Here is a 20,935-nt window from a genome sequence, read left to right as displayed (position 1 = left end):
ACTCGGAAGTCGTAACCACAGTGGCGTCACGCCATTTCATGTGACTGGATGTCAGTAATACGGAGTGTCAGTAATACGGAAAGCGACGCAGAAGACCAACAGTTGCAGCGGGAACAACAGGGCTGAAAACAGCAGGAGTGCGGAGAGCGGAGCAGACATGGTTCTACAGCAATGTCGGGCCCGGACCAGGCGGTCGGCGGTCGTCGCGGCGGTGGTGGCCATTTCGGCCGCGCTGGCCTCCGGTACCGGCTTCGCAGCGGGGACGGGGCCCATCGCCGGTCCTCCCGCTCCGATGGCGGTCACTCCGTCACCGACGGTGTCGACGCTGCCGGTCGACCCACCGGCCGTGGCGCCGTCGCCGAAGTCACCGCAGACATCCGCGGTCGCTCCGGACCTCACGCCCGCGCCTCTCACCAAGCCGTCGAAGCCGGCCCCGTCGAGTTCTTCGGCCGCCGCGCCGACGACCTCGTCGCCCGGCGGTGAGCGCCCCGCCTTCGGCGCCTTCCTCGACTCCGGAGTCCGGGGCGTGTACGCCATGACGGGACTCAGCAGGTGGCTGGGTGGCGCCGAACTGCGCGTCGGCCACACCTATCTGCCGGGGGACCGTTGGAGCAACATCGAGGGCACGCACCGCTTCCTCGCGCCGTGGGCGCGCTGGCGCACGGCGAAGGACGACCGGATCTTCGTCCTCAACGTGCCCATGCAGGAGCGCAACGAGGAGGGTGTCTCCGACGCCGAGGTCAGGTCGCTGCTGCGGCAGGGCGCGGCCGGGCACTTCGACCATCACTTCCGCGCACTCGCCGAGCGGCTGGTCGCGTTGGACGTGCCGGACACGGTACTGGTGCTCGGCTGGGAGATGAACGGCACGACCTACACCCATCGGTGTGGACCCGACCCGACGGCATGGAAGTCGTACTGGAACAGGATCGTCACCACCATGCGTTCGGTGCCGGGCCAGGAATTCCGGTTCGACTTCACGCCTAGCCGGGGCCGGGACGCCGTTCCCTGGACGCAGTGCTACCCCGGGGACGACACGGTCGACATCATCGGAATGGACTCGTACGACCAGCCTCGAGGAGTCTCCTTCGACGAGCAGGTGAAAGAACCGTACGGGCTGCAAGCACAGGTGGATTTCGCGAAATCCCATAACAAGCCCATCTCCTATCCCGAATGGGGACTCTTCCGTAACGGTGACAACGCCGAATACATGCGGCGGATGCTCGCCTGGATCGACAAGCACAAGCCGTTGTACAACACGCTGACCGATTACTGTCCGCACGGAGTCTGGCAGTGTGCGGGCAATCCCAGATCCTCCCTGGTCTACCGGTCCGCCCTCTTCGGCCGTGCGGACGAACCTGCGGCCCTGCCCGCGCCGTCCGTGCCCACCGCGCCGTCGCCCCCAAGGAACTGCTCGCCGCTGCGCCTCGGCAACTGGGGCGAGTACTGGCTCAGCGGACGGCTGTGCCTGCGTCTCGACTTGTGGTGGGGGGCTCGATAGCGACCACTGGCGGCGGGACCCACGCGGGCCCCGCCGCCCGTGGTCGCTATCGGAAGCGACGCAGCAACTCCTTGCCCCACCGCCGCACGGCCACGTCGCCGACCACCGCCGACATCAGCGGGGCCGTGCGCCGCCGGGCCAGCAGCAGTCGCCGGTTGGTGACGGATTCGGGGCGCCAATGGTGTTTGTAGGGCTCGTCGCCGCGCAGCAGGCTCAGCGTGTGCAGTCTCCCCTTACCCGCGTGCTGCGTGCAGGCGTCGAGGAGCATCACCGCCACATCCGCCTTGCGTTCCCGCAGACGTGGGTGGGCGCCGTACAGGTAGCCGCCCGCGAGGCGGCGCGACAGCAGTGTCAGGTCCACGGCCACCACGTCGCCGTCGAGCCGGAACTCCGTGACCACGGCGTCGCCGGAACTCACCATCTGCCCCACGGAGCGCGTCAGGTGCTCGCAGAAGCGTGTCTGCAGGTGTTCCGGCGTCACGTTCCGGCCCTGCCACTGCAGCCGGTGGAGTTCGAGCAGTCGCTGAAGCGCCGGGCCCACCCGGTCCGGCGGTACGACGTGCCGTTCCACGCCGAGCGACCTCAGCTTGCGCAGCTTGGCGCGAATGCGTTGGGCCTTGCCGGACGCCAGCCGGGACACCAGTTCGTCCATGGGTACGGCGGGAAGCTCCAGGCACAGCGAGTCCTGGAGCCGGTGGCGCGGCCCGCGCCAGCGCTCGTAGATGCGCTCGACCGCTCCGCCCGGCCGCACCTCGCGGAAGTCGATGAGCGCGGTGCGGGCCGCGGCCGACAGCGCCTCGGCGAGCACGGCGGCCGCCCGGTCAGCGCGCTCGTCGTCGATGAGGACGTCCCCGTAGTCGGAGATCGTCCCGCCGAGCGGTACGAGCCTGGGCACCGGGCCCCGCCGGAGCATCAAGGGCGCGGCGGCCACGAGTTCGCTGCCCTCGCGCACGAGGACAAGCCGCAGTCGGCCGGGCCTGCCGTACGAGAGCCACCATGAGTGCAACCATGCGTGGCTCTGAAACGGGGTCGCCGCGCCGCACCGCTCGTACAGTCGTCCCCAACCGGGGGCCACTTCGGCGAAGGCACGCGCGTCGGTGACGAGTTCCGTCTTGTACGGCGTCGTCACAGCTGTCCGCGTACGTCGGCGGCGACGGCCGGGCCGGGCACCGCCGCGGGGAGGGCGGTGTCGTCGCTTTCCGTCCGCTTCGGCCGCACGAGCAGCGCCAGGCCGCCGAGCAAGCCGCCCGCGCTCGTGCCGACCAGACCGGTCACCACCGGTGACGCGGACGTCGGCTCGGTCGGCCGCACTGCCGGTGAGAACGGGACGAGTTCGACGTGGGTGCTGTCCTTGGTCCTGTTCGCGTGGCGGGTCAGCGCGCGGGTGACCGCGTTGGCCATGCCGGAGGCGAGGCCGGGGCGAGGGGAGGTGGCCGAGACGGCGATCATCGGCGCGTCCGGCGAGGTGGCGGCCCGCACATTCCGCCGCAGTGTCCGTGCCGGCACGCCCGCCGACGACTGCGCGTCCCCGAGCACCGCGAGCTGCGTGGCGGCCCGACCGTACGCCTGTGCGAAGCCGAGTGTGGAGGTCGGGTCGGAGTTCTCGCTGGGTACGGCGACGACATAGCTGGTCGCCGTGTATGTCGGGGCCTTGAGCGCGCCGTAGGCACCGCCGGCCAGGCCGCCGACGAGCATGCCGGCCGCGAGGAGCGACCAGGGCCGCAGGAGGCCGGTTCGGCCCGCTTGTCCGGGCTGTCGGCGAAAACGAGGGGGGGTGTCGGTCATGACGAACCGGCTTCCTGGAGTGAGGGGGGCATGGAGTGGGACATCGCTGCCGTGTACACGTACATCAGCTGTGCGGCGCTGTGGGAGATGCTGTAGTGGTGCGCGGCGTCCGCAGCCGTACGGGGCCGCGGGCCGGCCGCGCGCACCGCGGCGACGGCACGGGCGTACGCCACGGGGCCACCCCGCACGCGTAGGGCACCGGTGGCGGCCTGCGCGGGCAGGTCCTCGATCGCCGGGCAGGACGTGTAGAGCACGGGCAGGCCGGCCGCCAGGGCCTCCACGACCGCCAGCCCGAAGGTTTCCTCCGGGGACGGTGAGGCGAGCAGGTCCATGGCGAACACGAGCGAGGGCACGTCGGGGCCGGAGGAGGCGTCGGGGACGATGGGGCGCTCCCCGGTGAACAGGACGCGGTCGGCCACGCCCGCCTCGTGGGCGGTACGGCGCAGGACGTTGTCCTCCGGGCCGCCACCGACCAGCAACAGCCAGTGGTCGTCCGGCAGCAGGGCCATCGCCCGGATCAGGACGTCGAAGCGCTTGCCCGCGGTGAGGCGGCCGATCCCGCCGACGACGTAGGCGTCCTCCGGCAGTCCGAGGCGTCGGCGGGTGTGGTGGCGCCGGGACGCGTCGAAGCGGAAACGAGCCAGGTCGATCCCGTTGGGAACGACCTCGATGCGTGGGGAGGGCACGCCCCAGCGTTCGAGACGATCGGCCACCGCGGGGGAGACGGCGACCGTGGTGGAGCCGAGGCGCTCGCTGGCGAGGTAGAGCGCGCGGACGCCCGCAGTCAGCCTCCGGCCTTCCATCTGGGAGTCGCCGAGGGAATGTTCGGTGGCGACCACAGCCCGGACGCCGGCCAGTCGGGCGGCCAACCGGCCGTAGACGCAGGCGCGGTAGAGGTGGGTGTGGACCAGGTCGTAACCACCGGTCCGGATCAGGCGGGTCAGGCGGGGGAGCGCGGACAGGTCGTGGTTGGCGCCCATACCGAGGTGGTGCACGCGCACCCCGTCGGCAGCGAGCCCGTCGGCGACGGCGCCCGGGTTGGTGAGCGTCACCACCTCGCAGTCGACGCTGAGGTGCCGCAGCAGCAGGCGGAGTTGTTGTTCGGCGCCGCCGATGCCGAGACCGGTGATGATGTGCAGCGCTTTCATGTCACACACCCTCCACGCGGCGCCGGCGCAGCCGGTGCAGCCGGTGTTTGAGGTGCAGCCGCCAGGCTGTGTCGTTCTGGCCGATGTGCAGACGGGGGAGGGCGTGCGGGCCGGTCAGGGGGCCGGGATCGATGGCGCAGGCGTAGGTGTATCCAGCTTCGCGTACGGCGGCGATGGCGCGGCGGTCGATGTTCCCGTACGGGTAGCAGAAACCGTCGACCGGAGCACCGATCAGCTCCGTCAGCAGTGCCCTGCTGTCAGCGACCTCGGCCGTCAGGGTGGCGTCGTCGGCCCTGGTGAGATCGACGTGGGTAAGCCCGTGCGAACCGATCTCCACGCCCGCGTCGGCGGCCTGCCGGACGCCGTCCGCGGACAGCAGCGGCTTGCGCGGGCCGAGTGGGTCCCAGGCGTTGACGCCCCCGAACCGGGCGGGTAGGACGAAGAGGGTGGCTCCGCAGTTCCAGCGACGCAACGCCGGAAGAGCGTTGGCCAGGAAGTCGGCGTATCCGTCGTCGAAGGTGAGACCGACCAGGCGCCGCCCCTCGCCCCGGGCACGGGCGGCGACCAGCTCGCGCAGGGACACGCCGCGCAGCCGGTGCCGGCGCAGCCAGGCCAGCTGCCGGTCCAGCCGCTCGGGCGTGACCGTGATGCGGTACGGGTCGTCGGAGCAGTCGCCCACGGAGTGGTACATCGCCACCCACGGGACGGGAAGGGGGCGCCCGGCCGAGCGTCTGCCCGTGCCGATCGATTCAACTGGAACGACCATGCCTCAGCCTCCGAGTGACGGCACCTACGGAATGGAGCGCGGATGTGCGGCCCTGGGTGTCCATGGCCAGGTCGAGCAGGAGGAAGACGGCGGTCACGGTGACGCAGCCGACCGTGAGACCGAGCACCGGGGACGCCGGCACGCCGGAGGCGTACCCGCCCGCCGCAGTGGCGGCCAACGCCGCCCGCAGCGGCCTGCCGAGATCGGACAGCACGTGCCGGGTACGGAGGCGGACCCCGCGTGGCCCGCCGTGCTGCGCGGATCGACGCCGACGGGCCGCGGTCCAGGTCGAGAAGGCGAACGAACTCGGTCCCGTGGCGCTTCCGGCTCGCCGTGTGCTCTCGGGACGGGCGCGCCCGTCCCGCTTCTGCGCGAGGCCGACGAGCAGCAGTACGGCCGTGACGGTGATGCCGGCGGCGTTGGCGCCGGCGATCCCCAGCACACCCCCGGAGTTCACGGTCGCCACCCCGATCCAGGTGGTCGCGATGACACCCGCCGTCATGGCCCCGATCGGATACCACGTGGGCCGCCCCGCCGAGAAGTACGTGCGGATCAGTACACCCACCAACGTCTGACCGAGCAGCCCGAGGGCGTACACACGCAGGGCCTCCGCTGTCGCCACCGTGTCCTGCGCGGTGAACGCACCCCGCTGGAACAGGATCTCGATGATCTGCGGCGCACACGCGACCACTGTGGCCGCGCCGAAGAGCACCAGGCGGCAAGCCAGGGCGAGGTCCCGCTCCACGCGGGCGCGAGCCCGCTCCGTGTCGCCGTCGGCGAGCGCCTGCGCGATCACCGGGAAGGTGACTGTGCACAGCATCAGCGACAGCGTCATCGGGATCTGGGCCACCTTCTGCGCGTAGTTGAGGTGCGAGATGGCCCCGGCGGGAAGGGTGGAGGCGAGGAGGCGTTCGATCAGTACCTGGGACTGGCGGCACATGGCGAAGATGAGAACGCTGCTGATCAGGGCGAGGTTCATCGGGCGTACTTCGACGCCGCTGCCGGAAGCGGCTGGGCGTCGAGTCCTGAACAGACGCAGCAGGGAGGGCAGCTGGGCCGCGACCATCAGGCAGCCGCCCATCGCCACACCGGCCGCCGCCGATCGCACGCCCCAGCGCTCGCCGAGCAGGAACATCGCGGTGATGATGCCGGTGTTGTACGCCACGTAGATCGTGGCGGGGGCCAGGAAGCGACGGTGCGCCCGCAGAGCCGCGCTGCAGTACCCGGCGAGCCCGAAGGTCAGTACACAGGTCGCTGTCAGCCGGGTGCAGTCGGCGGCGAGACCGGGGTCGGGGAGGCCGGGCGCCAGCGCCTCGACCAGGTGGCGGGCTCCCACGATGATCAGTGCGGATACGGCGACGAAGCCGAGGGCCAGGCGGGGCAGGGTGCCGGTGACGAGGGAGCGGACCGGGTCGCCGGAGACACCCTGGGCGCGCCGGGCCAGGGCCAGGCTGAAAGCCGGGATCATCGCGATGGCCAGGCCGTCCTCGATGAGGAGTGTGGCGGCGAACTCCGGTACGGTCCACGCGACCAGAAAAGCGTCCGTCTCGATGCCCGCTCCGAAGAGCTGGGCCAGTGTCTGATCCCGCACCAGACCGAGCAGCGCCCCGGCGACCGACAGCGAGGCCGTGATCAGCGTGGCCCTCGCGATGAACTTCCCGGAGGCCGCAGGGGAGTCGGTGCCGACCGCGTCCTGCGTGACCGACCGCGCCGCGGGTACGGCCGCCGCGTCGGTGCCGGAAACGGGCGCAGGCGGAGTCTGCGGCGTCATGGACATCGCGTCACGCTCCCAGGCGCGTTCGCGCGTACCGGAACCGCCGGGGCGGTCTGCGCCTTGCCGTTCCCGGTCAGCGCCCACCATGCCGCCATCCCGAGGGTCACGGCGGTCAGTACGGTGGAGGGGCCGCCGATGTCGGCGTACGCGAAGTCGGTGAGCTGCCAGACCAGCAGTCCGCAGGCGACCAGCCCGCAGCCGAGGCCGTGCGGCCCCGACGAGCGTGCCCGCACGGTCGCCCGCAGCGTGCACACCAGCAGCGTCAGCCAGCTTCCGGCGAACGCCGTCAGCCCGAGCAGGCCCTGTTCGCTCAGCACCAGCAGGTACATGCTGTGCGGTGACAGCAGCGGTTGCCTCCGGTAAGCGGCCCCCGCCCCGCCGGTGTCGCTGCCCGATGACAGCGTCAGCGAGGCGTACGCGTCCCGGTACTCGGGGAACCCTTTCAACCCGACGCCGGTCAGTGGGTGTTCGCGCCACATGTCGGTCGCGGCCGCCCACATCGTGTACCGGTCGGCGACGGACTGGTCGGGGGCGTCGGCGACCTGCGTGATGCTGTCGATGCGCTCCTCCAGCAGCGCTGTGCCGACACCGAGACCGCCCACCAGGACCACGCCCGCCGCGACCACGGCCGCAGTCACCTTGAGCGCGCGCCGCAACCCGGCCACGATCAGCTGCACCGTGCAGGTCACAGCTGTAGCGATCCACGCGCCCCGGCTGAAGGACAGCGCGAGCGGCAGCAGCAGCGCCAACGCGCAAGCGAGGGCGAACACCCGTTCCCGTACGGACGTCCGCCCGAGCGCGAGGGCGAACGCGCAGACGAGGCCGAGGCCCACCACCGTTGCCATCCCCATCACGTCCTGCGGCCCGAACGTGCCGACGGCCCGGATCTGCTCGCCCTGGAAGGATGCGCCGGTCAGGGTGAGGTACTGGTGCACGCCGACGGCCCCCTGCCAGCCCGAGAGCGCTACGAACGACCAGGCCAGCAGCCGGAAGTCGCCCTGGCCGCGGATCAACAGCAGCACCGCCGCCGGGACGAGCACGAAGATCTGCAGATACCGGGCCATGCCGGTGATCCCGGCCTCGGGTGAGTATGCCCCCAGGGCAGCGACCGCCAGCCCGAGGACCGGCAGGCCCAGAACCACGGCGGCCGTACGTGGCATGGGGCGTCGCCGGTCGCGTACGAGGCGGACCACACAGAAGAGCACCAGGAATCCGGACATCGCGTCGGCCGGACCAGGGCCGCCCTCGCCGCTCGGGTCGAGCGGCAGGGCCAGCAGGGCGAGCACGGCCACCACGGGGAGGACCGGCGTCAGGACGGCTCCGCGGCGCGCCAGCGGGGTCACTGCGAGGCTCATGCGCTCAGCTTCCTGTCGGGCGCGTGAGTGTGCCCACGGTGCGCAACAGAATGCACACGTCCTGCCACAGCGACCAGTTGTCGATGTAGACGTTGTCGAACCGGAAGCGGTCCTCGATGGACGTGTCACCGCGCAGTCCATGGACCTGGGCGAGGCCGGTGATGCCGGTCCGCATACGGTGGCGAGCCGCGTAGCCGGGGTAGGACTCGCTGAACTGTCGGACGAAGTAGGGGCGCTCGGGCCGAGGTCCGACCAGACTCATGTCGCCCCGCAGCACGTTCCACAGTTGGAGGAGCTCATCGAGCGAGGTGCGACGCAGCAGGCGGCAGAAGGCACGCATCTCGTGTTCGTTCGCCACGCTCCACCGGGTCGCCGCCTCGTGCTCGTCGAGGGGACGGTGGGTGCGGAACTTCAACAGCGTGAACGGCTTTCCGTCCTTGCCGATGCGCTCCTGCCGGAACACCACCCCCGGCCCGTCGCTGATCCGCAGTGCCACCGCGCACACCAGCAACAGGGGACTGACCAGCAGCAGCAGCGTCGCCGACACGAGGACGTCGAACGCCCGTTTGCCCGCGCCGGCGAGTGGCGTCGCGGACCTCTGCAGAAGCCGACAGGAGAACCCGGCCAGTCGCTCCTTCGTCGCGTACGACGGAGAGTCCGGGTCCACCTCCCACACCGCGCAGCCCCACTCGGCCAGCGCGCTCAGGAGCGGTCCCTGCTGGGACCGTACGGAGGGGTCGACGGCCAGCGCCGCCCGAACGCCGTTCTGAACGACCGCCCTCGCGACCTCTTCACCGGTGGTCAGAACCGGCAGGCCCCCGGCGCCGTCCTGCTGTTCGGCCACGATTCCCACCGGCCGCAGCCCGCACCGGGGGTGGCGCAACACGGCGGCGGCCACGCGTTGCGCGGTCGCCGCCGGGCCGATGACGAGCGCGGCGCCGGGGTTGCGCAGCAGCGCGGAGCGGCACCACGTGTGCACGATGCCGCGTAGCGCGCAACTCGCCGCGGCCTGCACGGCGAAGCCCACCAGCAGGGTGCGGGCGGACAACGCGTGCTCCGGCCGGTAGGCCGCCGTCAGCGCGGCGAGCGCCAGCCAGGCCACCGCGGTCCGGCCACAGAGGGCGGGCAGTTCGTCGAGGACGCCCGGTAGCGGCGGGCGCGTGCGATGCGGGCGCAGCAGCACGAACGCGGCCAGCAAGGCCAAGGCGTGCGGGTGGAGCTGAGGCCCGGTCAGTGTCAGGACACCCAGCAGGGCGGCCGTTCCGTCCGCGACGAGCAGGGATACCGGCGACGCCGATCCCGGGGGCCGCGGCCTGCCGGCGGGTCGGGGGGCACTTGGGGGGGCCCCGCGCGTCGGCATGACCGAGACGGGCGGGGATCCGTGTTCCCGGGGGGGTGTGGCGGGGGAGGAGATGGTGCTGTCCGCGGTCACGAGTGGATGGACTCCCTATGCTGCGGGGGTGCGACGCGGGGATCGGGTCGCACGCCGATCAGATGGCGGTAGACGTCCGTAACCGCCTCGGCGGTGTGCCGCACGTCGTGCGAGGACAGGACGTACTGGAGCGCCTGGCGGCCGAGCGATGCGCGCAGCGGCGGGTCGAGCAGAAGGTCGGCAAGGGCCTTGGCCAGCGTCGCCGGGTTCTCGGGAGGGACCAGGCAGTGGGGTGCGAGGGAGAGGGGCAGGCTCTCGCGGGCACCGTCGACGTCTGTGGTCACCACCGGCCGGCCGCAGGCCATCGCTTCCAGCGGGGCCAGCGCCATGCCCTCCCAACGGGAGGGCAGAACGACAAGGTCCGCGGCCTGGTACCAGGGGACGACGTCGGAGACCGCGCCCGTGAAAAGCACGGATTCCGGCGCGCACGCCCGAAGCCGGTCGCGGTCCGGCCCGTCGCCGACCAGGACGAGACGCGCGCCGGGCACCCGCCGGGCGACGAAACTCCACGCGCTCAGCAGTACGGCCTGGCCCTTCTGCCGGCACAGCCGCCCCACACAGACCACGAGCGGCGCGGCGGGGTCGACCTCGCGCAACGGCCTCAGCCCGGCCCGTACGGTAGCGGCGGGTGCGGGGCGGAAGCGCTGTAGGTCGACGCCGTTGGGGATGACGCTCCACCGTCCGTTGATCCCGGAGCGCATGCCGGTCATACGCTCCGCCTCACTCACGCACACCACCTGGGAGGCCCAACGCACTCCCCACCGCTCCCAGGCCCGCGCGAGCGCCGAGGCGGCCCCTCCAGTGGCCTCGAACGACCAGGCGTGCGGCTGGAACACGGTGGGGATCCTCCCCCGGACGGCGAGCCGTCCGGCGAGCCCGGCCTTCGCGCTGTGCGCGTGCACCAGATGAGGGTGCACGTCATCGATCACGCGTGCGAGATGTCGTACCTCCCGCACGAGTGACGGACCCGGTGACCGCGTCGCGTGCCAATGCCGTACGTCCGCCCCCAGTTGCCGGAGGCCTGTGGTGAGTGCCCCGTCGGGACAGGCCACCGAGACGGCCAGGCCGGCCGTGAGCTGCGCCCGCACCAGGTCCGTCACGACGCGGGCGACTCCGCCCTCCACGGGCTGAGTGAGGTGCAGGACCCGCGGCCGAGGGTCAGTTGTTGGCGTGTGCATGTGTGATCTCCTCGCGCGCGGGACGCTCGGGACGGGAGGAAGGCGCCTTACCGCAGGGCGTCGACGGCGACGAAGAGCACGCCGGCCCAGACCCGGTCCCGGTGTGACGTGACTCGGAAGGTCAGTTGGTCGCCGCCGTGGCGCAGGCCCGTTCCGAGATCGAACACATCGGAGTCGTAGCCGAGGGTGCGGGTGTACGCCGGCACCCGCTCCGGCTCTGACGCTCCCGGTTCACTGATCGTGGAGTTCAGGACGTCGTCGCGGGGGTTGGCGGAGTTGGTGAGGGGGGTGACCTCGGTGTGGTGGGGCAGTGTGGCGGAGGACGCGCGGGTGGTCGTGAGGGTGAGAGTGTCGCCGGTCGCGCCGTGGTCGCCGTCGTACGTCACCAGGCCCGCTCGGCCGCCCGCGCCCGTCGGGAAACGCATCCCGCGCAGCGGGATCTCCTGCCCCGCACCGGACTTCAGCGCGTCGAAGCCGTCCCAGACGGCGAGGTGCCGCAACGGCTGCTCCGGGTTCTCGTACGCCACCACCAGTGTCCAGCCACCCCACGCACCCGCCGCCGACCTTCCCATCGCCACATTGACCTGTGCCACGGTGTACAGACCGGGCCCGCTCTCCCGCACCAGTCCCGTGACGTCCGCCGAGGCCTGAAAAGCGTCCGCACCCTGCGCCACACGGTGGCCGACGACCGTGTCCGCGAGGACCTCCTTGTACTCACCGCCGGGTTCGGCGACCAGCACCCGCCCATTGTCCTTGGGCGGCTTCTGTTCGCCGACGCGCAGGTTGCCGCCCCAGTACAGCCGTGCGTAGCTGACCCGTGAGCCCTCGGGTACACGGACCTCCGCGCGGGAGGAGTTGTAGGTGTTCGGGTCCTTGTCGACGTCGACGTACGTCATGTCGAAGTCACCGTTCACCCCGGTCGCGCCCTCCCGGGCGGCTGGGCAGGAAGGTGCTGCGGACGGCGGGAACCGGTGGTTCGGTGTGCGGCAGGTGATGGAGACGTTGGCCGCGCGGACGATCCCGCCGTGCTGAAGGGCGTGGTAGCGCTGGGTGAAGGGGAGACTGCCGGCCTCCTGCGAGGAGGCTGTGACAGGCGCGACCGCCAGGGCACCGGTGGGAGCCCACATCCCGGCGAGCGCGAGGGCGCCCACCGTCGTACGGCGCAGCAGAAGGGCTAGGGAGTTGCGCATGACCGGCGCTGTCCTTTCGGGAAGGCGGAAGTGCCAAGGGGAGTCAGAAGCGATGTGCATGCTGTGGGGATGCGTCCAGGCGTGCGCAAACTCTAGCCGTCATAGGACATAAACCGGTCAAACGGTGCAAGTGTGTCGGATTGGTGAAGTGGGAGCATTCTGCTTTCTCTTCACCAGCCGTACCCTCCGGAACGCGCCGTGTCCGTCGCGACGTCGGGCACCCTGCCGGAGCGACCGTGCCGCTCGAAGGCGGGCCCCAGGCGCATGCCCTGCAGTTGGTGGTGTCGCGTCCGCACGCCTCGGCAGGTCGGCAGGCTCGGTGGCGTGGGTGGCCACCAGTCGAACTGCGCCGGCGCAGGTTTCGGCTCCTTCTGGCGGCCCCTCCCGGATTTCGGAGGCAAATCCTTCAGAGGTTTCATATGAGTACTCGGCGATCTCCCGCACGCGGGTTTCCAGACCCGTCGGCGTTCGTTGTGCTCGATGTCAGAATCCGCCCCGGCTACCCAGTTCGCCGAAGGAAGGAACGCACATGAAGTCGCTGAAAGCCGCTGCCGTCGTCACCGGGACCCTGATCATCGCCGGTACCGCCGCGCCCGCGTTCGCCCAGAACGCCACCGAGGCGGCGCGCCAGAGCCTCAACAACACGGTGAGGACGCTCGACAAGGGCCCTGTCCAGGCGCAGCTGCTGAGGGGAGGCGTGCTCGACGCCAAGGAGAAGGGAAAGAAGAAGGGGGCGCTGCTGACCACGGTCGAACGCACGTCCACCGCCCTGGGCACCGGCACCCCGCTGCTGGGCGGTCTGCCGCAGTAGAAGTGAGAACGTCCCCGGTCGCGATGCCGGCCCCGTCTTGACCCGGCGTTTCTGGCATTTCCCGGTGGTTGCTCCACGGAGGCCGATTCCGCGCGTGCGGTGTCGGCCTCAGTGTTGCCCGTGTGCCTGCAATCGCGATGCTGAAATCTCTGTTCAGGTGATGTGCGAGGAATCCGGGGGAGTGTTGGATTCGGTGGAGAATTTTGATGCTGACGTGCAAGGCGAGTACGAGGTCCAGAATGAGGATCTCCGACCGAGTCCCGGAAAAGCCGTGACCGGGCCGGTGGACACCGAGGCCGCTTGCTCGTCGCTCGCCGTCGACTCCACGGAGTTCGCCGGGCGGAGGCACATGCTGCGGGGGTTGTCCGCGTCAGTGGCCGGGATGGCACTCGCTCCCTTCTTGGTGGCATCGGGGACGACCGGGCCGGAGAGAGCATGTTTCCGGGAGACGTATCGCGGACGGCGCATCGTCATCGTCCCGGACGACGCCGGGCCGTTGGGCGACGACGCCTCCGGCGGATGGCACGTCACCGTGGACGGGCGGCCGCTGCACCTCATGCGCCGCGTCGACGGCAGCTGGATGACCATGGTCGACCACTACCAGTCGTATCCGACTCCCCTCGCCGCGGCGCGCGCCGCCGTGGACGAACTCGGCCCCACCGCCCGGCTGGGCGCGGCAAACGGAACCGCCGACCGCACGGACGACGGCGGTACGCCGAACGGCGGTCAGGGAATCGAGGAGGGTCACCGAAATGGTGTACACGCGTAGGGACGTCGGCACACTCACCCTTGCCGAGCGGCGCCGGTTCGTCGCCGCGCTGATCGAGGTCAAGCGCCGCGGTGAGTACGACGAGTTCGTCCGTATGCACATCGAGTACTTCCTTCCTGACGGTGAGAACGGCACGCGCACGGCCCACATGGCACCCTCCTTCCTGCCCTGGCACCGCAGGTTCGTGCTGGACATGGAGAGGGCACTGCGCCGCGTGGACGAGTCGGTGACCGTGCCGTACTGGGACTGGACACGCGACCGTGCCTCGACGGCCGTGCCGTGGACCGAGGACCTTCTCGGCGGCACCGGTCGGCGTTCCGACCGGCAGGTCATGACCGGTCCCTTCGCCTATCGCCACGGCCGGTGGACCATCAAGGAGGGGATCACCGATGTCGAGTACCTCATGCGGGACCTGGGCCGTCCACGGGACCCGATTGCTCTGCCCACGGCCCGGGACGTGCAGGACGCACTCGCGGACCCGGTCTACGACACGGCCCCCTGGAACTCCACGTCCGCCAAGGGGTTCCGCAACAAGCTGGAGGGGTGGGGGCCGGGGCGCGGCGCCGTGTCCTGGCGCAACCACAACCGGGTCCACCGGTGGGTCGGCGGCCACATGGTGAGTGGCGCCTCCGTCAACGACCCCGTCTTCTGGATGCACCATGCCTTCGTCGACCTGGTGTGGTCCCGCTGGCAGCGGCGGCATCGGAACACCCGCTACCTCCCCGCGAAGCCCCCCGGCCCGAAGGACGCCCAGCACGGCCGGATCGTCGCGCGGCACGAGAGGATGCCGCCGTGGGACGTGACTCCGGACGAACTGGAGGATCACAGCGCGGTCTACCGCTACGTGTAGCAGACACGACCGCCCCGCGGGTGGGCCGCTCACGGGCCTGACCTGTCCTGGCTCCGCTTGAGGTTCCCCCGCTGCGCGGGAGTGGCTGACCAGCAGGTCAGGGCGGGTTGACGTTGGCTGACCGCAGCCCCCAGAGCGCCGCAGCCGGGGATCGCCAGCAGATGCGGTGCTCGGGTGGTGAGCAAACGACGGATCTGGCTCTCCGGCGCGTTGATGCGTTCCGAGAGACGGCGGCAGTCCGCGATCAGTTCGGCAGCGATGGCCGCGAGCGTCCCGCGATGCTGGACCACGGCTTGGGCCAGATGGTCCAGAACGCACAGGCGGCGCAGACCACGAGAGGCGACGGCCGGCTCCGGGTCGAGCTCATGCAGGAACCAGCGCAGCTTGTTGCCGATCGCGGTGCGCTGGGCCACCAGCGTGCGCCGATGGTCGACGAGCAGTTTCATGTCCCGGCTCGGCCCGTCCAGGCACGCCTTGGGCAGGTCGGGCTCGCGCACAGCGACGCGGGCCACTGCCTGGGCATCGATCGGGTCGGACTTCCCGCGCTGCCAGCGGGCCCGGCGGCCACCGCCAGTTCCGCCAGCCGCTTTCCCAGTGGACCGACCGCCATCGGTGTGTGGGTGTTCTTGTGTCCGTCTGTCCCGACGACGACCAATGTGCCTCCCTGCGACGATGCCGGACGCTCAGGTGATCGTCCGGCGCTGGGGCACGCCTCAATCGGGCCAGCGGCACGCTCCTGGCAAGCGACACCGCACCGGACGGCCTGCGACCGGCGGGCGGCACATCGCCGACAGGCCACCGCCATGCGGGGCAGCGAAGAAACGAGCCAGCCTACCGGTCGACAGGATCCTGCCACCGGAGGGCGGCACATCAGGACCAGCCACCGAAAGCGACTTCGGACCGAGTAGCGGAGTCCCTTCCGAACCCGGAACGGTTCAGTACTACTGCGGGTTGCGTCCGGAAGAGGCCGTGGCCATGCGCGTGGCCGATGTGAGGCTGCCCGGCTAGACACGCACGGTGCCGGGGCACCCCGCGCTGACCCGCATTCTGCGGCAGCACATCGAGGACGAGCAGATGAAGCCCGGTGATCTCCTCTTCCAGGGTGAGAACGGTGGCGTCCTCGCGGGATCCGTGATCCGTCGCGCCTGGCGCGGTGCTCGGCAAGCCGTGCTGCCACCGCACGTCTTCGACTCGCCGACCGGCAGGCGGGTCTACGACAATCGCCACACACGCCTCACCAAGTGGCTCAACGACGGAATGCCGCCCGCTCAGGTCGCCGGGTGGGCCGGCAACAGCGTGCCCGTGCTGCTGGCCACGTACGCCCGGTGCGTCGACGGGCAGCTGCCTGACCTGAAACGGCGGCTCGAAGCCGCTGGAGACCTGCCGGATCCTGTCGAAGATCAGTGCGTTGATTCCCCCGGGGGCTCGCCGGAAGTCGTCCTGATCGGCGCCCAGAGCTTCGACACGTATTCGACACGGCGCCCCGCAGAATCCCGTTGACAGCCGTACAGCCCCGGAATACCCCCCTCGGCCACCGAGGGGGCTCCGCTTTCTGCCGGGTCCCGATATGGCGTCTGACCAGCAAAAAAGCCCTCCCGGAGGAGGGCGGGGTGTGGGCGCCCCCGGCAGGACTCGAACCTGCGGCCAAGCGCTTAGAAGGCGCCTGCTCTATCCACTGAGCTACGGGGGCCGGGTGTGGTGGCCTCTGTCGTGGTGCCCGGGTGTGGGCTGATCCGTGACGTTGCCGGGGACAAGGATAGAGCTCCCGAGTCCTTGCCCCTGTTGCTTCGCCTCCGTGGCTCAATGTGGAGGTTCGGTGAAGCGGTCCTGATAATCGCAGGCAGGTACGAATCGTGCACCTCTTTTGGCGCCTCCGGCCTCGGGTGTTGTGCACTCGTTATGCCTGCGCCCCTCTCGTCCCCTCCATCCCGTGTGTTCTGTCGGCGCGCAGACGTACTTATATGCTTCAGAAAGTCCACAAAATTGGGCATTCTTCGCATGTGGTGACCTTGGACGTACGGCCTCAGCTGCTCGACGCGCTCTCCACCTTGCGCGACCGTGTCGCCGCCGCGCGCTTTCCGCTGCCCCTGGCAGGGGCCTCGCGCGCGCGTGCCAACCGCGACGAACTGCTCGCGCAACTCGACGACTACTTGGTGCCCCGCTTGCGGCAACCCGAAGCGCCATTGCTCGCCGTTGTCGGAGGCTCGACCGGGGCCGGTAAGTCCACCCTCGTCAACTCCCTGGTCGGACGGAAGGTCAGCCAGGCAGGCGTCCTGCGGCCGACCACCCGGACGCCCGTCCTGGTGTGTCATCCCGAGGACCACCACTGGTTCAGCGGCATGCGCGTCCTGCCCAGCCTCACGCGCGCGTGGCTGCCCCAGCAGGAACTGGGCCAGACCCTGGGTGACGACTCATTTCCCCCGGACCGGGACGGCGAGCGCGTCCTGCGCATCGAGACCGCGGAGAGCCTCCCGCGCGGTCTCGCCCTGCTCGACGCCCCGGACATCGACTCCCTGGTGGCCGAGAACCGTGTGCTCGCCGCGGAACTCATCTGCGCCGCGGACATCTGGGTGATGGTGACCACGGCCGCGCGGTACGCCGACGCCGTGCCGTGGCATCTGCTGCGCACCGCCAAGGAGCACCGGGCCACCCTCATCACCGTGCTCGACCGGGTTCCCCACCAGGTCGTGTCCGAGGTCTCCCGCCAGTACGCGGCCCTGCTGACCAAGGCGGGGCTCGGCGACGTGCCCCGGTTCACCGTGCCTGAGCTCCCCGAGTCCGCCTGGGGCGGCGGGCTGCTGCCGGCCACCGCCGTCGCGCCGCTGCTGACCTGGCTCACCCAGCAGGCGAACGACCCGGCCGCGCGGCAGCAGGCCATGGCCCGCACCGCCCACGGCGTACTCGACTCGCTGCGGACCCGGATGCCCGAGCTGGCCAGCGCCGCCGCCCAGCAGTACTCCGCCGCGCTCCGGCTCACCTCGGCCGTGGACATGGCGTACGACGGCGAGCACGCGCGCGTGAAGGGGCGGCTGCAGGCAGGGGCCGTACTCGCGGGCGACGCCCTGAAGCGGTGGCGCAGCTATCCGCTCGACTGCACCGCCGGTGAACTGCTCGACGCGCTCGTGGAGAGCCTCGGCACGCTGCTGATGTGCGCAGTCACCGCCGCCGACGAGCGCATCCGCGAGGCGTGGCGGCGCGAACCGGCCGCCGTCGCCGCCGGGTTGATGGACCGTCTGTCGACCTCCGGGAACACCGAGCACCGCATCGGGATGACCGTACGGCGTTGGCGGCGCGTCCTGGAGGAGTACGCCGAGGAGGAGGTGCGCGACCTCGACCGGGGCCTCGCGCCCGACCCCGAGGCCGTCGCCGCCCTCGTCGCCACGGCCCTGTTGGGCGGCCGCCGCGCCAGGGCGGCCGGTGAGGGGCTCGCCGAGCGGATCGGGGCGCACGGCGCGCTCCGGCTGCGGGACCGGGGCGGGCGGCTGCTCACCGAGTACCTCGAACGGGCGCTCGACACCGAGCGCGATCGCCGCCTCGCTCCGCTCGACGCCCTCGATGTCCACCCCGAGCCGCAGGCCGAACTCATCGCCGCGCTGTCCGTACTGCAGAAGGAGAGGTGACCGCCGTGACCGCCGTCACTGACCACGCGGACCACACCGGGGACGGCGTCCCCGACAAGGCCGACGATCTGAAGAGTGGCCAGAGTGACCAGAGTGGCCTCCCTGGCTCGGTGGGTTCAGCCAGCGAAGGCTCGCGGGAGCCTGGTGTGCTTGGTGAGGCGGCCGAGTTGGAGGCTGCTGAGTCTCGAGCGGCTGTGGAGTCTGATGGGGCTCATGAGCTCAGTGATGTTGAAGGGGCGCCTGAGGCTCAAGCTGTTGACGCGGCAGACGGCACTGGCGAGGACGGTGATGCCGAGGACGACTCGGAGGGTTCGGAGAGCCCGAAGAACCTGGACGGCCACGAAGGTCAGAGGGCACAGAAGGATCCGGAACAGAAGGAACAGAAGGAACAGAAGGATCAGAACGAACAGGACGGTCAGGCTCCGGAGCAGCCCGCCAAGCGGGAGCGGCGCGGCAGCTGGTGGAGTCGGGTGGCTCGGGAAGACCGCTGGAGCTGGGAGAGCAGGCGAAGCCAGGAGGAGGACAAACATCCCCCGGAGGGCACGACTAGCCGGGAAGGGCGCGAAAAGGGTGCCCACGCGCGCGTGAACGGCGACGACGCGCGCTGGAAGGGTGACGACGCGCGCGAGAAGTGTGACGACGGGCCCGACAGGGCCGGCTCGCGGCGCATCGCCTCCGCCCAGTCGGCGGCCCGTACGGACCGCGTCGGCCGCAACGATCGCGTCAGCCGTACCGATCGCACTGGTCGTACGGGGCGCCTCGGCCGTACCGATACCGGGCGTACCGATCCGGCCCGTACGGACCGCGTCGGCCGTAGCGACCCCGGCCGTTCGGAAATCGCTCGTGGTGCGGAGTCCGCTGGTCGCGGGGAGGCCGAGGAGTCCTGGGACGACGGGCTCATCGCGCGGCGGGTGTCAGAGACGAGCGGCTCCGAGGAGGCCGCACCGGTGTCGGTGGTGGAGACGAGGCCCGCCGGTTCGCAGTCGGTCAGCCCGTTGGCGTACGACTCCGCCCTGCGGGCGCGGCTGGACGCGTTGCGGGAGCTGGTCGGGCTGTCACGGACACGGCTGGACAGCAGGACGCTCGCCGAGGCGGGGCGGGTGCTGGACGAGGCGGCGGCGCGACGCAAGCTCTCGGGGCAGCACACGGTCGTCGCCATCGCGGGCGCCACCGGCAGCGGTAAGTCGACGCTGTTCAACGCGCTCGCCGGCGTGGCGATCTCGGAGACGGGCGTCCGCAGGCCCACCACGGCGGCGCCCATCGCGTGCAGCTGGAGCGACGGCGCCGCCACCCTGATCGACCGGCTCGGCATTCCGGGACGGCTGCGGCGGCGGCCGTTGCAGAGCGCGGAGGCGGAGGCCCAGTTGGCCGGTCTCGTCCTGGTGGACCTGCCCGACCACGACTCGGCGGCGGTGCAGCACCGGCAGCAGGTGGACCGGATCCTCGGGCTCGTCGACGCGGTCATCTGGGTCGTGGACCCGGAGAAGTACGCCGACGCGGTGCTCCACGAGCGGTATCTGCGGCCTCTCGCGGGCCACGCCGAGGTCATGTTCGTGGTGCTCAACCAGGTGGACCGGCTGCCCGGTGAGGCCGCGCACCAGGTGCTCGACGATCTGCGGCGGCTGCTCGACGAGGACGGGATCGCGCTAGGGGAGCACGGCGAACCGGGCGCCGCCGTGCTCGCCCTGTCCGCGCTCACCGGCGACGGGGTGGCGGAACTGCGGGAGACGCTGGGGCAGTTCGTGGCCGAGCGCGGAGCACCGGGCCGTCGGGTCCAAGCCGATCTGGACGCGGCCGCCGCGCGGCTGTGGCCGGTGTACGCGACCGGGCGGCGCACGGGGCTCAGTGAGCGGGCGCGGAACGAGTTCGCCGCGCGGCTCGCCGACGCGGTGGGCGCCACCGCTGCGGGTGAGGCCGCCGAACGGGCCTGGCTGCGCAACGCCAACCGCGCGTGCGGCACGCCCTGGCTCCGGCTGTGGCGCTGGTACCAGGGGCGGAGCGACCTCCCGACCGGACGTCACTCCCTGAGGATGCCCGTGGACGAGGAGCCCACCGCGCGGCAGCGCGTCGAGCAGGCCGTACGGGTCCTGTCCGACCGTGCCTCGGCGGGGCTGCCCGCGCCGTGGGCGCAGGCGGTGCGTGAGGCGGCGGCGCGCGGGGCGCTGGGGCTGCCCGAGGCGTTGGACGAGCTGGCGGCACGGGTCGGGGCGCCCACCGGACGGCCCCCGCGACCGGGCTGGTGGCCCGCCGCGGTGCTGGCCCAGGCATCCATGACCGTGCTTCAGGTCCTGGGCGGGGTGTGGCTGTTGGGGCAGATCATCGGTGTCATGTCCCCCAACCTGGGGGTGCCGGTGCTGCTGATGGTGATCGGCATCGTCGGAGGTCCGGTCGTGGAGTGGGGGTGCAGGCTGGCGGCACGGGGGCCGGCCCGGCGCTACGGCCTCGAAGCCGAGCGGCGGCTCTGGGAGGCGGCGGCCGGGTGCGGCCGGGCACGGGTGCTGGACCCGGTGGCCGCCGAGTTGCTGCGCTACCGGGAGGTGCGGGAGCAGTACGGACGGGTGCTGGGGGCGGCACCGGTGGGGTGAGTGCACGGGTGGGGTGAGTGCCCAAGTGGGGTGAGCCCTCGCCGACCTCTGCCTCGTTCACCCGGTCGGGTCATATGCCTGGTCCACCCCGTGGGTCGAGCCCTTTCACTCGCTTGGGTGGCGGAGTTCTCCACAACTCGCGGGTAGCACACAGCGCTCAGCGGGCTCGCCCCC

Annotated in this window: 17 protein-coding genes and 1 tRNA gene; 7 read left to right on the top strand and 11 right to left on the bottom strand. The window is 71.1% G+C overall.

What is annotated here, in order from left to right; all coding sequences use genetic code 11:
• Positions 1 to 157 precede the first annotated feature (157 nt).
• Entirely contained in the window at positions 158 to 1,498 is a 1,341-nt protein-coding gene (locus tag ACZ4Z3_RS01875) for a glycosyl hydrolase (RefSeq protein WP_468499188.1), read from the top strand.
• 46 nt (positions 1,499 to 1,544) lie between these two features.
• Here the strand turns inward: ACZ4Z3_RS01875 and ACZ4Z3_RS01870 are convergent, their stop codons facing one another.
• From ACZ4Z3_RS01870 to ACZ4Z3_RS01830, 9 genes are read right to left on the bottom strand one after another with little or no spacing between them, the layout of a single operon-like run.
• Complete coding sequence (locus tag ACZ4Z3_RS01870; protein WP_468499187.1) at positions 1,545 to 2,627, bottom strand: GNAT family N-acetyltransferase; 1,083 nt, start codon at positions 2,625 to 2,627, stop codon at positions 1,545 to 1,547.
• Positions 2,624 to 3,283: a YveK family protein gene (locus tag ACZ4Z3_RS01865; RefSeq protein ID WP_468499186.1), complete on the bottom strand. Its 660-nt coding sequence runs from the start codon at positions 3,281 to 3,283 to the stop codon at positions 2,624 to 2,626. Before ACZ4Z3_RS01865 ends, ACZ4Z3_RS01870 begins: the two co-directional genes overlap by 4 nt.
• Entirely contained in the window at positions 3,280 to 4,431 is a 1,152-nt protein-coding gene (locus tag ACZ4Z3_RS01860; protein ID WP_468499185.1) for a glycosyltransferase, read from the bottom strand. Before ACZ4Z3_RS01860 ends, ACZ4Z3_RS01865 begins: the two co-directional genes overlap by 4 nt.
• A gap of 1 nt (position 4,432) precedes the next feature.
• Positions 4,433 to 5,197, bottom strand: coding sequence for a polysaccharide deacetylase family protein (locus ACZ4Z3_RS01855; RefSeq protein WP_468499184.1), 765 nt, complete (start codon positions 5,195 to 5,197; stop codon positions 4,433 to 4,435).
• The gene (locus tag ACZ4Z3_RS01850) at positions 5,181 to 6,974 is read right to left on the bottom strand and encodes a lipid II flippase MurJ (protein ID WP_468499183.1); all 1,794 of its coding nucleotides are present in this window, start codon (positions 6,972 to 6,974) and stop codon (positions 5,181 to 5,183) included. The genes ACZ4Z3_RS01855 and ACZ4Z3_RS01850 overlap by 17 nt, the downstream gene beginning before the upstream one ends.
• Positions 6,965 to 8,326: an O-antigen ligase family protein gene (locus ACZ4Z3_RS01845; protein WP_468499182.1), complete on the bottom strand. Its 1,362-nt coding sequence runs from the start codon at positions 8,324 to 8,326 to the stop codon at positions 6,965 to 6,967. The genes ACZ4Z3_RS01850 and ACZ4Z3_RS01845 overlap by 10 nt, the downstream gene beginning before the upstream one ends.
• 4 nt (positions 8,327 to 8,330) lie before the next feature.
• Positions 8,331 to 9,758 (bottom strand): exopolysaccharide biosynthesis polyprenyl glycosylphosphotransferase, encoded by a 1,428-nt coding sequence (locus ACZ4Z3_RS01840; protein WP_468499181.1) that lies wholly within the window; start codon positions 9,756 to 9,758, stop codon positions 8,331 to 8,333.
• Positions 9,755 to 10,936: a glycosyltransferase gene (locus tag ACZ4Z3_RS01835; RefSeq protein ID WP_468499180.1), complete on the bottom strand. Its 1,182-nt coding sequence runs from the start codon at positions 10,934 to 10,936 to the stop codon at positions 9,755 to 9,757. Before ACZ4Z3_RS01835 ends, ACZ4Z3_RS01840 begins: the two co-directional genes overlap by 4 nt.
• A gap of 47 nt (positions 10,937 to 10,983) precedes the next feature.
• Complete coding sequence (locus ACZ4Z3_RS01830; protein ID WP_468499179.1) at positions 10,984 to 12,126, bottom strand: DUF3344 domain-containing protein; 1,143 nt, start codon at positions 12,124 to 12,126, stop codon at positions 10,984 to 10,986.
• Positions 12,127 to 12,655: 529 nt separating this feature from the next.
• On the opposite strand from ACZ4Z3_RS01830, the gene ACZ4Z3_RS01825 reads away from it, so the two are divergent.
• The 3 genes from ACZ4Z3_RS01825 to ACZ4Z3_RS01815 all read left to right on the top strand — a co-directional run bounded on the left by ACZ4Z3_RS01825 (position 12,656) and on the right by ACZ4Z3_RS01815 (position 14,556).
• Positions 12,656 to 12,937: a hypothetical protein gene (locus tag ACZ4Z3_RS01825; protein WP_468499178.1), complete on the top strand. Its 282-nt coding sequence runs from the start codon at positions 12,656 to 12,658 to the stop codon at positions 12,935 to 12,937.
• Positions 12,938 to 13,097: 160 nt separating this feature from the next.
• Positions 13,098 to 13,706 carry a tyrosinase cofactor gene (locus ACZ4Z3_RS01820; RefSeq protein ID WP_468499177.1) on the top strand — a complete coding sequence of 203 codons (609 nt, stop codon included), beginning with the start codon at positions 13,098 to 13,100 and terminating at the stop codon, positions 13,704 to 13,706.
• A complete protein-coding gene (locus ACZ4Z3_RS01815) occupies positions 13,690 to 14,556 on the top strand; it encodes a tyrosinase family protein (RefSeq protein ID WP_468499176.1) in 867 nt (288 codons plus the stop codon). Before ACZ4Z3_RS01820 ends, ACZ4Z3_RS01815 begins: the two co-directional genes overlap by 17 nt.
• A 29-nt stretch (positions 14,557 to 14,585) precedes the next feature.
• On the opposite strand, the gene ACZ4Z3_RS01810 is transcribed toward ACZ4Z3_RS01815, so the two are convergent.
• The gene (locus tag ACZ4Z3_RS01810; RefSeq protein WP_468499175.1) at positions 14,586 to 15,002 is read right to left on the bottom strand and encodes a hypothetical protein; all 417 of its coding nucleotides are present in this window, start codon (positions 15,000 to 15,002) and stop codon (positions 14,586 to 14,588) included.
• 571 nt (positions 15,003 to 15,573) lie between these two features.
• Here ACZ4Z3_RS01810 and ACZ4Z3_RS01805 point away from each other — a divergent pair.
• The gene (locus ACZ4Z3_RS01805) at positions 15,574 to 16,056 is read left to right on the top strand and encodes a hypothetical protein (RefSeq protein ID WP_468499174.1); all 483 of its coding nucleotides are present in this window, start codon (positions 15,574 to 15,576) and stop codon (positions 16,054 to 16,056) included.
• Between the two features lie 117 nt (positions 16,057 to 16,173).
• Here ACZ4Z3_RS01805 and ACZ4Z3_RS01800 read toward each other — a convergent pair.
• A tRNA-Arg gene (locus ACZ4Z3_RS01800) sits at positions 16,174 to 16,246 on the bottom strand.
• Between the two features lie 310 nt (positions 16,247 to 16,556).
• Between ACZ4Z3_RS01800 and ACZ4Z3_RS01795 the strand changes: the two genes are divergently transcribed.
• Together ACZ4Z3_RS01795 and ACZ4Z3_RS01790 are read left to right on the top strand one after the other, a co-directional pair.
• Entirely contained in the window at positions 16,557 to 18,176 is a 1,620-nt protein-coding gene (locus tag ACZ4Z3_RS01795; RefSeq protein WP_468499173.1) for a dynamin family protein, read from the top strand.
• A gap of 470 nt (positions 18,177 to 18,646) precedes the next feature.
• A complete protein-coding gene (locus tag ACZ4Z3_RS01790; RefSeq protein WP_468499172.1) occupies positions 18,647 to 20,761 on the top strand; it encodes a YfjP family GTPase in 2,115 nt (704 codons plus the stop codon).
• The last annotated feature ends 174 nt before the right edge of the window (positions 20,762 to 20,935 follow it).

It is taken from the genome of Streptomyces sp. NPDC030296 (genome assembly GCF_055572815.1).
The sequence above is the reverse complement of the archived record's forward strand: the minus strand, read 5'-3'. Positions and strand labels throughout refer to the sequence as shown.

What these genes read in the sequence shown, in the direction of transcription:
- ACZ4Z3_RS01875 (WP_468499188.1), top strand. Translation starts at nt 158, where the DNA reads ATGGTTCTACAGCAATGTCGGGCCCGGACCAGGCGGTCGGCGGTCGTC.
- ACZ4Z3_RS01865 (WP_468499186.1), bottom strand. Translation starts at nt 3,283, where the DNA reads ATGACCGACACCCCCCCTCGTTTTCGCCGACAGCCCGGACAAGCGGGC.
- ACZ4Z3_RS01860 (WP_468499185.1), bottom strand. Translation starts at nt 4,431, where the DNA reads ATGAAAGCGCTGCACATCATCACCGGTCTCGGCATCGGCGGCGCCGAA.
- ACZ4Z3_RS01855 (WP_468499184.1), bottom strand. Translation starts at nt 5,197, where the DNA reads ATGGTCGTTCCAGTTGAATCGATCGGCACGGGCAGACGCTCGGCCGGG.
- ACZ4Z3_RS01850 (WP_468499183.1), bottom strand. Translation starts at nt 6,974, where the DNA reads ATGTCCATGACGCCGCAGACTCCGCCTGCGCCCGTTTCCGGCACCGAC.
- ACZ4Z3_RS01845 (WP_468499182.1), bottom strand. Translation starts at nt 8,326, where the DNA reads ATGAGCCTCGCAGTGACCCCGCTGGCGCGCCGCGGAGCCGTCCTGACG.
- ACZ4Z3_RS01835 (WP_468499180.1), bottom strand. Translation starts at nt 10,936, where the DNA reads ATGCACACGCCAACAACTGACCCTCGGCCGCGGGTCCTGCACCTCACT.
- ACZ4Z3_RS01830 (WP_468499179.1), bottom strand. Translation starts at nt 12,126, where the DNA reads ATGCGCAACTCCCTAGCCCTTCTGCTGCGCCGTACGACGGTGGGCGCC.
- ACZ4Z3_RS01825 (WP_468499178.1), top strand. Translation starts at nt 12,656, where the DNA reads ATGAAGTCGCTGAAAGCCGCTGCCGTCGTCACCGGGACCCTGATCATC.
- ACZ4Z3_RS01820 (WP_468499177.1), top strand. Translation starts at nt 13,098, where the DNA reads ATGTGCGAGGAATCCGGGGGAGTGTTGGATTCGGTGGAGAATTTTGAT.
- ACZ4Z3_RS01815 (WP_468499176.1), top strand. Translation starts at nt 13,690, where the DNA reads ATGGTGTACACGCGTAGGGACGTCGGCACACTCACCCTTGCCGAGCGG.
- ACZ4Z3_RS01810 (WP_468499175.1), bottom strand. Translation starts at nt 15,002, where the DNA reads ATGAAACTGCTCGTCGACCATCGGCGCACGCTGGTGGCCCAGCGCACC.